The sequence below is a fragment of the bacterium genome (assembly GCA_008933615.1).
In the GTDB taxonomy this organism is placed as follows: domain Bacteria; phylum CLD3; class CLD3; order SB21; family SB21; genus SB21.
Genome location: WBUR01000033.1, coordinates 1 through 13,737, shown reverse-complemented (window position 1 = coordinate 13,737; position 13,737 = coordinate 1). Strand labels below are relative to the sequence as shown.

The 13,737-nt window shown below is 38.9% G+C and carries 11 protein-coding genes; 2 read left to right on the top strand and 9 right to left on the bottom strand.

What is annotated here, in order from left to right; all coding sequences use genetic code 11:
* Nucleotides 1-85: 85 nt before the first annotated feature.
* The 8 genes from F9K33_12315 to F9K33_12280 form a co-directional block, all read right to left on the bottom strand.
* Complete coding sequence (locus tag F9K33_12315; GenBank protein ID KAB2878663.1) at nt 86-1,120, bottom strand: hypothetical protein; 1,035 nt, start codon at nt 1,118-1,120, stop codon at nt 86-88.
* Nucleotides 1,121-1,152: 32 nt separating this feature from the next.
* Nucleotides 1,153-1,524 (bottom strand): hypothetical protein, encoded by a 372-nt coding sequence (locus tag F9K33_12310; GenBank protein ID KAB2878662.1) that lies wholly within the window; start codon nt 1,522-1,524, stop codon nt 1,153-1,155.
* Between the two features lie 23 nt (nt 1,525-1,547).
* Entirely contained in the window at nt 1,548-4,631 is a 3,084-nt protein-coding gene (locus F9K33_12305; GenBank protein KAB2878661.1) for a hypothetical protein, read from the bottom strand.
* 166 nt (nt 4,632-4,797) lie between these two features.
* Entirely contained in the window at nt 4,798-5,604 is an 807-nt protein-coding gene (locus F9K33_12300; GenBank protein ID KAB2878680.1) for a tyrosine-type recombinase/integrase, read from the bottom strand.
* A gap of 561 nt (nt 5,605-6,165) precedes the next feature.
* A complete protein-coding gene (locus F9K33_12295) occupies nt 6,166-7,296 on the bottom strand; it encodes a hypothetical protein (GenBank protein ID KAB2878660.1) in 1,131 nt (376 codons plus the stop codon).
* A gap of 47 nt (nt 7,297-7,343) precedes the next feature.
* Nucleotides 7,344-8,672 carry a hypothetical protein gene (locus tag F9K33_12290; protein ID KAB2878659.1) on the bottom strand — a complete coding sequence of 443 codons (1,329 nt, stop codon included), beginning with the start codon at nt 8,670-8,672 and terminating at the stop codon, nt 7,344-7,346.
* A gap of 45 nt (nt 8,673-8,717) precedes the next feature.
* Complete coding sequence (locus F9K33_12285) at nt 8,718-9,824, bottom strand: cytochrome bc complex cytochrome b subunit (GenBank protein ID KAB2878658.1); 1,107 nt, start codon at nt 9,822-9,824, stop codon at nt 8,718-8,720.
* 45 nt (nt 9,825-9,869) lie between these two features.
* On the bottom strand, nt 9,870-10,361 hold the full coding sequence (locus F9K33_12280; protein ID KAB2878657.1) for a Rieske (2Fe-2S) protein: 492 nt from the start codon (nt 10,359-10,361) through the stop codon (nt 9,870-9,872).
* Between the two features lie 385 nt (nt 10,362-10,746).
* Here F9K33_12280 and F9K33_12275 point away from each other — a divergent pair, with 385 nt between their 5' ends.
* On the top strand, nt 10,747-11,910 hold the full coding sequence (locus F9K33_12275) for a phosphofructokinase (protein ID KAB2878656.1): 1,164 nt from the start codon (nt 10,747-10,749) through the stop codon (nt 11,908-11,910).
* On the opposite strand, the gene F9K33_12270 is transcribed toward F9K33_12275, so the two are convergent.
* A complete protein-coding gene (locus F9K33_12270) occupies nt 11,894-12,865 on the bottom strand; it encodes an alpha/beta hydrolase (protein KAB2878655.1) in 972 nt (323 codons plus the stop codon). The genes F9K33_12275 and F9K33_12270 overlap by 17 nt on opposite strands.
* Before the next feature lie 87 nt (nt 12,866-12,952).
* Here F9K33_12270 and F9K33_12265 point away from each other — a divergent pair, with 87 nt between their 5' ends.
* A complete protein-coding gene (locus F9K33_12265) occupies nt 12,953-13,726 on the top strand; it encodes an alpha/beta fold hydrolase (protein ID KAB2878654.1) in 774 nt (257 codons plus the stop codon).
* Nucleotides 13,727-13,737: the final 11 nt, after the last annotated feature.

Sequence of the window (13,737 nt, the reverse complement as noted above, 5' to 3'; positions counted from 1 at the left end):
TATCAGCCCCACTATTGCCAATACGATGTTGGTGGCTGGGCTTTCTCCAATCTTAGTTAATTTATTTTGCACTTTTACCGAATTATTATGGACAAATTTTGTTTGGAGTATAAATTCCGTAGTTTCTACCTTCATTATCAAAAGAAAAACCCATGTAATTTTTATAAAAAGTAAAATGCTTAGCAAAACCCTTGTGTACATGCATTAAAGGTAGACTTCCTGAATCATACTCTGAATACGTCCCCATAACTCCACCTCTTACTTCTTTTTTTGTATTATTTGCAAGAATCTGAGAATATGACGCAATTGTTATCATACATATAAATCTTTTCAAATCACCAAATTTAATAGTGAAATTTTTGTAATTAGAGATAACAATGCCTAAATAGCTAGAGATCAAACTAACATGAGCTGATTTCATATTTCTAAAATTAAAATCTTCACTATCAACTAACCCAGAACTTTTATATTTAGAGTGATTTTCTATTTTGTGTAGAATTTCATGTACATCTCTAGGAAATGCACAACCCCATATCCATGAAAAGCCATTTGTATTAAAGGCATTTTGAAAATTTGCTAAACCAACACTCGACATATTAGGTGGAAGAAAATCCTTATATCCTCTTGGGTCTAAATCGTCTGGATCACGCTGCCCTAAAGGTAACGCAATCGTTATTGGAGTCGTAGCAGGTGGAGGTGGTTGATAAGTGTAATTGCCATCATCATAACTATTTACAAGAATAGGACCTCCCATCCAAGCATGTGAAAAGAAACTTAGCTCCATTAATGTGCCTGGATAATTTAGCCCAATATTTTGCACCTCTTTGTAAATATCAACAATTGAGATTATATTGTTTTGACCATCTTTGAAGTCTTTTCCATTATAATTAGTTTTTGAAACCGACTTATATTTAGAGGGATTTGGGACACTTGAAACCTCACTCTTGTTTCCAGAAGGATAAGTCACCTCTAGCACAGATACCATTCCTTTTCGAATATCGAATGTGGTAAAATGTAAATCTGTTTTGGCTGTGTTTTTTGCGATTATTTTTTTGATACGACTTCTGCAAAAAATACTAAAATCAACTCCTTTGAATTCATAATCCACACCAGCAACCATGATATATCTTTGAGCCATAATATTAAAACTATTTAGTTATGATTAAGCGAATCCATCTCACTTAAAAGCAAAACATACCTCTTGTATTGAACCGTGTCACCAAGCCTATCATAAATTTTTGCCAGATATTGCAATGATTCTTTTTTGTATTTTTTGCCATACCTAATTGAGCAGTTAAATTCATTAATTGCTTGAACCAATGTTTTTTCAGAGTCCATTGCAATTATGCCCCTCAAATAACAATCTTTAGAGATCTGTTCACTTTCTTTATTTTGAATTACATCTTCATGTGCTCCATTTTCTGCTTTGATGAAATCTTGCGATGAACTTTTTTTGGTTGCTCTATCTTGACAAGTATAGAACAGACATGAAGCTATTAATAAAACAAAAAAAATATTTCGCATCTTTAGATCGTGTTAATATTTTTTTAGGATGGAACCCAATTCCCGTTCACGTCTTTTGCCCAATTGGGGAGTTGATCGTCCGCTCTTAATTTTACCAAATTTGTAGGTATTCTTACTTCCCATGGGTCACCTTGCGGGATCTCATCACCAGGTTGGTCTAATCTTTCTGCTAATTCATTTGCAATTGGTAAATAAAGTTCGTTTGAAATCGCAGGAAGTGGACCTCCATTCCATATTTCTCCAAATGTCATAAAATGATCTACTGCCCCTTCAAAGCCAAGTCTTACAGGAACTACAACTCGGCAATAGCCCGCCTTGATAAATTGATTGAAAAGCGGATCAGGGTCATCGTAGGCAATCTTTTCTTCCCACTTACTTTTTCTTCCCCAGAAATAAGGGTATGTAAGCCATGTTATATGTTCCCATTCAAAAGCTTGTTCAAAAAAGCGTACATATGGGCCTTCTGCCTCGTTTTCGTACAAGTTTATTTGTGGCAATCCATATGAACTACTTTCAATGGAATTGAATAAATTGTAATGTTGGTCTGTTAAAATGGTAATACAATTTTTCTTTAATTCATCTTTCATTATTTCAAGATTCAGTGCAGGATTTTTGCCTTGTATTTCAACCCCTGCACTCATCTCTGCAGCAGCAATCTTTTCTTCATAGTCAGCAACCTTTGTTTTATAGGCATCCATTATTTTGCCATGGGTCTCTAACTGCCATTTTTTATAAGCTCGACTTGTTCTTTGGCATTTCACTTCAAGGGCCAATGCAATGTCAGAAACATCATTTGTTTTAAATCCCACCGGAATACTTTCTTTTTCATCATTCAAATTTGTAATCCAAAGCCAATCCCCATCAGGAAATCTATGAGTTCGTCTCCCAATAACCATATCCACAACACGATTACCACTCCATTGATTACAAACCACACCAACTGATGCTTGAATGGCTTGATATCCCTCGTCAATTTGTATTATGCCTGAATGATGATAGTCTGCTTTTTCATCGCCACCACCTGCATTATAGTTAAATGACTTAGTAAGGTATTCTTCGGGCGGTGGGGTGATGCCTGCAGCTCCATATGCATGAATCCAAAAATTATAATTAGTTTCGGTAATTTGGTTAGGCAGTAATGTAAATTCAACTGGTTTTTGAATTACTAATTTACTGGCATGGGCTTTTTCCATAGCAGCCACAAGGTATGCTCCCGGCTCGGGTATCATAAAATCAAACATCATCCTCATCCCATAGTTAAACATTTGAGCCTCGTACACTTTTTCAACCCACTGGTATACACCTGATATGTGGCCACTTCCTCCTGTATTGTCTATCTTGTGAATGTTTTTTTCCTCAACTTCTGTAGTTATTATTATCCTGTTACTCTGCAGTATTCGTTCAGTAAGTTTTTCAACACTTTTTTGAGTTACGCTTTTACTGAAAGTTGAAGCAATTTTTGTGGATTCTTCTTTTGAGGTACTCAACGACCCTTCGGCACTAGCGGAAAAACTGACAGTTGGACCGTAAGACCCTGATATGGTAAGTCCAGCTTTTAAAGCAGCCTCTTCCTGTATTGTTTTGCTGGCCTCTCTGCTTAATTCAAATCTATCGGTGGTCTCTAATTCTTTTTCTTCTGTTTTAATGGTTTCTGTTTCTATTAAGTTATCATTTATAGTTTGATTAAATCTTCTGTGTTCCCTGGATTTAAGCTCACCCTTTAATATGTTTTCTATATGAGCTACATCCCGCCCTTCATAGCCTTTTAACTGTTGTTTCACGATGATTAAATCAGCAAGGCCTGATGGGGCTGCCTTGCCTTTGGTCTGTGGTATTCTATTATCTATAAATTGAAAGTTGGGGCTTAGGAAAACTTCGGATGTGGGTAAATACCCCCACATTGACTTCATCGGTATTGAAGTTACTACAAGGGTACTCCCGATCCGACTTATTGAATTTGTTTTTTGGGTTTGTGTTAACAATTCTAATTCGTTTGCTAAGTCTTCCATTTCATATTTCAACCTTGCAATAATTTTATCTATTCCCATTTCTGTAATACTAAGCTTTCTTTCTTTAAGCAATGCTAAAGTGTTTTCAGACAGATTTTTCTCTGTACCAACTTTGAACCTGAATAAGGTTGATAACTCTGAAACAGGCTTGAACTCTCCAACGCCAGTAAAAAATTGCCTTTTCGATTGGATTTCAATTGTTTTACTTTCTATTAATGGAGTTTGAGGTGATGTGGGGTTTTTAACATTTACCCCTTTTTCAATTTGAGTTTTTGCATTTAGTATCTCTAACTGACCTAATGTATTCATTCTTTGAATACTTTCCATAAATACATTTAAAGGTCTTACTTCTTTTGGGGGTATAAAGCCATCATGTGCCTTTTGTGGTGTAGATTCGAGGTTGCCATAATCTAAATTCATTATTTCTTTTATAGCATTTTTCAACTTGCTATACAATGCTGCTTTTTCTTGAATTTCTTTCTTTTTCTCCTCAAGCTGTTTTCGCTCAATTTCTTCTTGTCGCTTTTTTTCCTCTTCTCTTTGAGTTAAAACGCTTTTTAAATCCGCCTGAGAAGGAAGCCTAAGGACTCTTTTTCTATATTTTTTTAATTCCACTCCTGTTTTTGGAAAATTTAAACCTAATAGTTCCAAGTCCCTTAAGGCATTAGTAAGTTCCTCAATTGGTTTTTCATGTAGCTCTTGTAAATGTTTGATAGCAATAATACTGTCTTTAAGGTTTTTAATTGAATTGATGTAATCATTATCCTTTATTACAGTTGCAACAGTTGAACCAAATGAATCTTTTACAGCATTTTTCATTTCATCTGAAGTGATATTCGCTTTTTTGGAAAGTTCATCAAGTTTAGATTGAAATATGATTAGCTTATCATAAACTTTCAGTTCTAATGTTGATTTCACGAAATTTTTCGTTTCTACAAAATCATTAGATAATGTTTTCAAGATTTCTCTTGGATTATCTTTGCCAATTGATTTAGCTAATTCAGCTTGATAATTTGAGTTCTGGCTCAAATTAATGACTAAATTTTCTTCTTGTCGTACTGCTGGTCTGTGCAGTAAGAATTTGAATATTGATTCCATGTTTTTATTTTTTTATGTTTAAAATGTTTTTAATTACTATCACGTTTGTTAGCCTTGCCACCAACTCGTTTATAGGTCTCATAAAACTAGACTTATACAACCACCATTAGCCGTATAGGTCTCATAAGATCGAGACTTTATTTTATTAAAGTCAAATAAATTTTCTTTATAAATCATCAAATGGTGATTTTATTTTCTGTAAACTTTTAGTTGACACATGCGTATAAATTTCAGTTGTTTTACTGCTTTTATGTCCAAGTAATTCTTGTATATATCTAATATCCGTTCCCGCTTCCAACAAGTGTGTTGCATAAGAATGCCGCAGCCAGTGCAAGGTAACCGGTTTTTTTATTTGTACTTTTTCTAACGATTGCTTAAGAACATTCTGTAAACTTTTTTCACTATATTGTTCTCCAGAATTTTGTCCTTCGAATAACCAAACGTTTGGTTTGTACATTTTATAATATTCACGAAGCATCTCAATAACTTTTTCGGAAATTGGCGCTATCCTGTCTTTTCTTCCTTTTGCCTGCTTTATAATTAATAAACCTCGCTTACTATCAACGTCTGATGGCTTTAAGTTTAACAACTCGCTTCTTCGCAAACCACATGCATAAATTAAACTAAGCATGGTTTTATGTTTAACATTAGTGTGCGCTTTCAGAATAGATGCAACTTCTTCCTTACTTAATACATTGGGTAATTTATATTCGCGTCTTGGTCTTTCTAGCTTATCCACATCTAAACTGCAATGTTCAACCTCTCTAAAAAACAACTTAACGGCATTAATTACCTGATTTTGATACGAAAAACTCAGGCCTCGTTTAATAATATATTCATTTACATAAAGCACGACGTCATCGATGGTCACACTCTGAATTGGCTTTGGATATACAAACATTAGAAATGATTTTGCTGCATCTAAATATGTGTTTATAGTCGATTCACTGTATCTTTTATGCGTCATCCACATTTTTAATTTATTTAAACCATGGTCAATTTCGAACGGAATAGTAGTTTTGGTTTTTGAGGTTTCTTTATTCTGCTCACTTGTTTTAACAATACTTTTTTCTTTTAATCCAGAATAATCTATAATTGCTTTTTCTTTTAAGACGGTAAATATCTTGCTTAAATCAAATTCGTTTTTTGAAACATACCACTTGCTTTGGGTTTGGCTCCAATGTGCAACCCCCAATGTTCTAACTGCTGCAATTAGTTGCGCATCTTTTGGAAAAATCAAGAACACCACATCGTTATTATGATGTTTACCGGATTTAAGCGTTATTTTTGACTTCATTAAATAAAACCAAAATACAAAATTGTAGTTTTAGATTATCTGAAAACCGCATCAGAAGATTCTCTATGTGCCTTAATAGTTTTATCCAAATCTTCTTTACTGTGAACAATTGAAACAAACAAAGCTTCAAACTTAATATACTCTGTCAGCGGTACACAGAAACGAACTATTGCGTTTATTGACCAATTTGGACTAATATACGACGCAATAGGTGTTGTGCTTATTTTTCTTTTGATTTTATTTCGGAGAGTTGGCTTTGACTTCTTTTTGATATTTTCTTAATACCCAAATAAGCAATCCGATTCCGGCTAATAGAGAAATAAAAAACAGCGCGATCACATCGTATTGAGGAGCGGTTTTAAGTACGTCTAATGTCCAATTCACCTCACGCAAATAAGCCTGACGTAATTGATCGCGGTTAATTATTTTTCCTAATACCCCTACCAGTACGGTAATGATGCCCAACCATGCGGCTATGTTTCTGTGTTTACCTATTGCCGACAGGGCGATACAAACGGTTCCGATAAAGAACAAGACATGCGAGGAATGAAATAAAAGCGCCGGAGTTCCCTGCGAAAAAATGGATCTAAGATTTTCAGGAATGGCATAATAGAACCAAAGCCCAACTCCGATTTGCAGCAAAGTAGGAACAATAAACCATATTGCACCCCAGCGGATGGCAAATGGTTTGAGTTGTTCATTTGTTTTTTCACGCATGCCCAGATATAATACCAGCAATCCGGAAACCGCCACGGCAGAAAGCGCAATATGCAGATAACGGGGAATGAGAGTAATCTCGTCGGTATTTAAATACCAGCCTGATCCGTTGGTATTAGTGTAGATCGCTAACCATTTTTGGGGAGTTTGCATCAGCGTAAGGTTATTGACATAAATAAATGCCACGACTGCAAACATGACCATACTGATGGAAATAAATATATAACGTCGGTTCTTATATTTTTCAAAACCGCGCGTGTAAAAATATAAACTGTAGTAGCCGATGAGAATTAGCAGGACTACCGATAACCAGACGGTTGCCATCAACACCGATGATGTATAAAAAAACTGTCCGTAAATCCCCTGTACAAATAGTAATGGCGCAATACCGAATGTAATGGTCATGGATACCATAAACGGCATGATGTGCCCTAATTTTTCCGATAAATGTTCGTGAAGCGAGCGTTTTTGATCATTTGAACTAAACTTCGAGATCATTTCCGAAACAAAGGTTAGAAAAGTTCCGCCAACGAGTATATTCATTAACACGACATGAACAAAAAACGTCAGGTACAGCAAAAACAGGATCATGCCGATATCACCCGGAACGGGTATTACATCGGGATTGGGGATAGGTAATTGATCGGGCATTTTGGATATTCCTTCTAATGAAAAACTCTTGACTCAACGCAGATTATCTATTTTTTTTCCGCGACCAGCGGCTTTGCTTTAACTATATCGCCAATGTATTCAGCGAGTGCGCGTCGTTCCTCGTCATTACCCATAAAGGGCGGCATGATTCCGGTTGCAGTAAGTGCACTCAGGCGTCGGTATATAAATTCACGATCCCAGCCCGCGGCAAGATCTTCCAGTGATCGGTATCCTGTTGTCGTATGGCAACTTTGACATTGCACGCGAAATATTTTTTCTCCTACAATTTTCTGATTTTCAGGAGTAATTGTCTTTTCGGCAATCCATTTGTTATGCATGATGATATTATAATTGGACGAATCGGCAGCCACGGACTTTAGAACTCCGTTTGAATAAAGATAATCGTAGATCACATACGGTTTGCGGAGCATTTCACGAATACTTTCCGTAGCGCCCGTGACAAAAAGTCCCAGGATCAGGATCGCAATACTAAACCCGAACGTAAACATTTTCGGATTAAAATACGGCCCTAATAGGCTCACGAGATATATGGTAACGGACAGTAACATGACTAGAAGCAAAAGACGCGTGAGTATGGAAAGGTTACCTGATCCGATATTTGCAATTCCAGATAGAACTAAACTCGCTACGCTTTCAGGCAGAGAACTGAAAAACCAATAGCCGATAAATGGAAGCAGGAAAAAAGACGGCATCAGCCATTTAGCAGAATAATGCAGCATGCGTACGCGCATGGCCTCATCTTTAATTCGTGAGGACGTTACGATCGCAAATACGCCCGCAATAGCAAATGTGATGACCGTTCTCAATACCACAGAAGGCAAATATGACGGGTTGAAAAAAGCGTCCCAGATATTACCGGTTGTGATCCAGTCGCCCGGCGTAAGCATAAATGTTAATATGCCGTTAATGACCACGAGTGACATGAAGGCGATCCCGTAATAAAGCCACGCAAGCTGGAGGTGGAACTTCTTCGATACTTTTCCCCAGGAATAGTAATAAAAGAACGCTATCGATATTTCAACAAGAAAAACGACCCATTCGATAGCCCAAAAAAACATAAAATTATGGATAAGCGCTGAAATGCCCGTTGGATTTACATTGCCAACTACAAACCAGATTCCAACCCCTCCCAATGCACCGAACACCGTCGTCAGAAGCATTAAGAAGTTTGAAAATCCTCGGATATAATCTAACAGGGGTTGGTCATTATTCTTGAATGCAATGTACTCTGTTACAGCCAGATACAAACCCCCGCCGATTGCAAATTGCGCAACATAGACGTGCAGTGTTGCAATGATGCCGATCAGCCATCCGCCGCCTATGCCGTTCACATTCCATACAGGAAATTCTAACATGAAATTTGTCCTTTCTTTATCTGAAAACCATTTTCAGCATTGGTCTCAATCAGAATAGTGCCCCCACATAGTGAAAACAATAATACCGGCAAGCAATGCAATGCCGAAATAATATACCGCCCGTGAACGCCATGCGGGTGCATTGGGTGAGTCGATAAACGGAATTGCTACCCATAAAACACCGACAACGGAGAATAATAATATGCCGACAAGTTCGCCTTCGATTGGGCCAACATGAGGTGGAAATAGTTTGAGTACTTGAAACATCGCTAGAAAATACCATTCAGGTTTAATTCCGATCGGGGCCGGGGCAAGCGGGTCGGCTTCTTTGCCGAGTTCCCAGGGAAACATCACGGCAAGTAAACCTAGGAAATTCATCACGAGCAGCCAGACATAAACATCTTTTATGGCGAAATCCGGAAAGAATTTCATGAATTTTTTCTTTTCGGCGGGAAGATTTTCAAAGAACTGCGGGGCATGAATTCCCTGTAATTGAATAAAAAGCAAGTGTAATCCCAGAATGCCGATGAACATGAGCGGCAAGACCCATACATGCAAAGCAAAAAATCGTTCAATGGTCTGTGTTCCAAGTTCTTTACCACCGCGCATCATATCTGCAATAAACGGCCCAACTACAGGAATAGCTTCGTTGGTTTTTATGCCGATCTGCGTAGCAAAATAAGCTAATTGATCCCACGGAAGCAGGTAACCGCTGAAACCGAATCCGAGGCAAATAGCGAGTAACATGAACCCGGTCATCCAGGTCATTTCTCTCGGGTACTTATAGGACTTCATGAAAAAAGTACTGAACATGTGGATGAACACGACTAAGACCATCAAATTTGCAGACCAACTGTGAGTTGACCGAATGAGCCATCCAAAATCAACCTGCGACATGATCGCCATGACGCTCGCGTGAGGTTCGCCTGCATTGTAGTGAACCATCAGAAGAATACCCGTAATGACCTGAACAATAAAAAGGAAAAGCGCGATCCCGCCCATATAATACCATACGGAGTGCTTATGAACTGGAACCTGCTTGTGTTTAAAAAAAGCAATGATCCAGCCTAGATCAAATCGTTCACGGATAAATTTCGGCAGAAATTCCGTCGTTGGATCGTTGAGTGAATTTGGATGATCGTGTTGGCTCATAGTATGTTTTGTTGGATTAATATGGTTTCGTTTTTCTTGATCGCATTATGCTCTAGATACTACTATATCTTCACCGTTAGTGACAACTTTGTATTTATCAAGGGGCGCAGGAGGAGGCCCGGAAATATTCTTTCCGGTAAGATCATAAACGCCTCCGTGACAGCCGCAGAAGATATTGTTTTTTTCAGGAAGGTATTGAACCGTGCAGCCGAGATGTTTACAAGTGGCTCCGAAAGCGACAATTTCGCCCTGATCGTTTTTTAGAACCAACACCGGTTTAGTTCCAAATCTTACCAACTTAGCGCGGCTGGACGCGAAATCTGCCACTTTGCCTACGATCACAGATTGGATCTGATTGGATGTATCCTCTTCTTCTCTCGGTTTTAAGTAGCGGAAAACGGGATAAAGGAATGCCCCGATCCATAACAAGAAACCGCCGCCAAAAAGAGTCCGCAAAAAATCCCTCCTAACGGTTTCTTTGTCAGGCAAGTGCAGTTTTTGTTTGTCTGTGTGTTCGGAGTCATTGGTCATACTCATAAACGTAAAATCCTCTTACTTAAATAAAAAGAATGGCGTAACTACGTGCAGCGTCCGCAATATTAGAACAATTAAAATAGGGTTGACATCAATGAAGGGAACTTGATAAGTGTGAAATGAATATATTTAGTTTTTTCTCTACTGTCAAGAATTTAAAATGAAGAAAAAATAAAACCCAAGGAGGTTAGTCCTTGGGTCTCTATCGTAGCCAAGAAGTTAGGGGGTAACTTCTTTTGTGGGGACTTCAAATTAACACGACATTGAAGAAAAAGCAAGTAAAAAATTCAATTTATTGAAAAAAAATGATATTTTTACATATTTTCCCCTTGTTTAAAATGGTTTGATTTACATAAATTACGCTGTAACAATATTTTAAAGGAGATATATGAAACGTATAGGAATTCTGACTGGTGGTGGCGATGTTCCCGGGCTAAATCCGTGTATCAAATCCGTTGTGTTCGACGCAATTAACGAAGGATATGAAGTTGTGGGTATCAAAAAAGGCTGGGGCGGGCTTTTGCGATACAACCTAAATGAACCCGAAAATTCCGATCAGTGGGTATTACCCCTCAATAAATCAAACACCCGCACTATTGACCGAAGCGGCGGAACAGTATTACATACTTCCAGGACAAATCCGGGCAGAGTTAATAAAAACGACATTCCCGAATTTTTGCGCGATGCAAACTATGACAAATTGGAAGAAACGGCAAAAGTGGATTTTACACCGCACATTCTTAAAGTGTTGGACCACTTGAAGATCGATGCGCTTGTGACGATAGGGGGCGACGACACATTGAGTTATTCGGTGCGACTTAACAAGGAAAAATTTCCTGTGGTGGCCATTCCTAAAACCATGGATAACGACGTGAATGGCACAGACTATTGTATTGGCTTTTCGACGGCGGTAACGCGTTCCGTGCACTTTATTCAAATGCTGCGTACGCCGGCCGGATCGCACGAGCGAATTGCAGTGGTTGAGCTTTTCGGAAGAAACTCCGGCGAAACGTCTTTGATATCGGCTCTCCTAGCCAATGCCGACCGGTCGATTATTTCGGAAGTACCATTCGACCCTGAACGGCTAGCCAGATTATTGATGGAAGATAAAAACACGAACCCAAGCAATTACGCGATCATGACGATCTCTGAAGGCGCGCAGATGATCGAAGGTACGATCATTGAGTCCGGGGAAGAGGATGCTTACGGACATAAAAAGCTGGGAGGCATCGGAGAGATCACCGCAGACATAATAAAAAAAATCACCGGTACGCACATTATTTACCAATCGTTAGCTTATCTTATGCGCAGCGGAGAGCCCGACGCATTAGACCGTATGGTCGCAATGAGTTACGCCGGACTGGCCGTTGATATGCTCAAGAAAAAACAATTCGGGCTTCTGACGGCTTTGTGCGACGGAAAATACACGGTGGTGCCTGTCGATACGATCACTCAAGGTAAAAGAATTGTTGACGTTAAAGAATTATATGATGTGGAGAATTATCGTCCTAAAATTTTTAATGTGATGCACAAGCCTATGTTCCTGTATTAAGAAATGAGGAATCAAGCAAGTATGTGAATTTTCCGGGTTGAAGTTGAAGGAATTGGTCTCCAATCTTGATAAACGGCTCGCTGCCCTTTACATTGTAGTAGACAATTAAAAAATTTCCGTTCTGAGCAGAACGGAAATTTATTTTTTGGAGATCATGAACAACTTGTATCACTTCTTTTAGCTTTGCCGGGAAAACGAATACGCATTGTGAGGGCTTAAAAGCATCATACGGAATGATTGGTTCGCCATTGAAAGCCGAGAGAAGAAGGGCCGAGAATGAATTTGGCCGGCCGGCCGGCTGCAGTAAACGTACCATGGTCAGGGGCAAGTGATTTGATTTCACATAAGTCAGAACCGTTGGCTTGGTCGGCGGTAGATACTGAATTTTGTCTTCTTTGAACACATAATACTCTGCATTCCTGTTTCCGGAACAGACGGAAACGATTCCGTCGCTTTGGATTTTTGGTATTGTTGAGGAATGAGTTATTAGAGAGATATAAGGCGTTAGGTCCAGCCGGTTTTCAATTCGCTCGCGAATGATAGCGGATAGAATCGAGCTCATACATGCCAGATCAGCAATCTGCTTACGGCCGACCGGCAGATGCCTCAGAATGCTTTTGGGCGCAATCAGGGGCAAGGTATTTCCTTGAAAAGGAGTGCCGATCGTAATAATACGTTTAAGCCTTTGATCGCTTTTAAAAAAATCCAACCACTCAGCGACTAGCCCGCCTTGTGAGTGAGCGAAAATCTGGTAATGGGACTGGCCAATGTTTTCATTTATAAATTTAATCAATCCGTTAACAATCATCGGGATGTCCAGATAATTCTCCATGGTTCGGTAATCATAAAAGTGTATGATAAAGCCATGAGTTTCAAAGAACGATCGGGAACGATGCCACAGCTTTGAAATATCGGCAAAGCCGTGAATGAATACGATGTGTTCTGTAGTAGGCATATGAATTGGATTTGATATAACAGCCTAATATACTATCTTTCATTTGAATATAACAGATTATACGCTCTGCTTAATAACACCGTCATCATGAAACTTCATTATGTTGAATACGGCAAAGGCCACAGGAAAACGGTAATCGTCTTACACGGCCTTCTTGGGTCGGAGCGCAACTGGCATACGATTGCCCGGCGAATGGGAGACCTTTTTCATCTGCTTATTCCCGACCTCCGTAACCACGGTGTATCGCCGCACGATCCGGTGCATTCGATCGTGTCCATGAGGGAAGATCTTGAGGTGTTTATAGATGAACATATACATAACCCGTTTTACTTGATTGGACATTCGATGGGCGGTCACGTAGCAATGAATTACGCATTCTATCATCCTGCGATGCTCCATTCACTTATCGTGGAGGATATCGCGCCGCGATCTTATGGAACCGGGCTCATAGAGATCATCCAGGCTATGCAAGATATCAAACTCTCGCAGTTTAAAGAAAAAAAACAGGTTGAACTTGCGCTGGAAAACAAAATAAAAAATCGGGGAGTCCGTCAATTCGTAATTACAAATCTTGTTAGGCATCATGATGTTTTGTCCTGGCGTGTGAATTTGCCCGCCCTCAAACATTTTGCCGAACATGAGATCGTGCGTTTCAAAGCGCATGATTACCATGAATTCAATGGGCCGACTTTATTCATAGGCGGGGAAAACTCTCAATATCATCTTAAAAAAGATGAGAGCCTGATCAAAAAACATTTTCCGAAAGCGCGCATCGAAATGGTTGAACACGCAGGGCATTGGATTCATCACGAAAACCCTGAAAGATTCTACAAATTGGTAACGGATTTTGTTAATGAATAATGGATAATAAC

Bases quoted from the DNA above. Each gene is read 5' to 3' on its own strand.
- F9K33_12300 (KAB2878680.1), bottom strand. From the start codon at position 5,604: ATGTGGATGACGCATAAAAGATACAGTGAATCGACTATAAACACATAT.
- F9K33_12290 (KAB2878659.1), bottom strand. From the start codon at position 8,672: ATGTTAGAATTTCCTGTATGGAATGTGAACGGCATAGGCGGCGGATGG.
- F9K33_12280 (KAB2878657.1), bottom strand. From the start codon at position 10,361: ATGAGTATGACCAATGACTCCGAACACACAGACAAACAAAAACTGCAC.
- F9K33_12295 (KAB2878660.1), bottom strand. From the start codon at position 7,296: ATGCCCGATCAATTACCTATCCCCAATCCCGATGTAATACCCGTTCCG.
- F9K33_12265 (KAB2878654.1), top strand. From the start codon at position 12,953: ATGAAACTTCATTATGTTGAATACGGCAAAGGCCACAGGAAAACGGTA.
- F9K33_12305 (KAB2878661.1), bottom strand. From the start codon at position 4,631: ATGGAATCAATATTCAAATTCTTACTGCACAGACCAGCAGTACGACAA.
- F9K33_12285 (KAB2878658.1), bottom strand. From the start codon at position 9,824: ATGAGCCAACACGATCATCCAAATTCACTCAACGATCCAACGACGGAA.
- F9K33_12315 (KAB2878663.1), bottom strand. From the start codon at position 1,120: ATGGTTGCTGGTGTGGATTATGAATTCAAAGGAGTTGATTTTAGTATT.
- F9K33_12275 (KAB2878656.1), top strand. From the start codon at position 10,747: ATGAAACGTATAGGAATTCTGACTGGTGGTGGCGATGTTCCCGGGCTA.
- F9K33_12310 (KAB2878662.1), bottom strand. From the start codon at position 1,524: ATGCGAAATATTTTTTTTGTTTTATTAATAGCTTCATGTCTGTTCTAT.
- F9K33_12270 (KAB2878655.1), bottom strand. From the start codon at position 12,865: ATGCCTACTACAGAACACATCGTATTCATTCACGGCTTTGCCGATATT.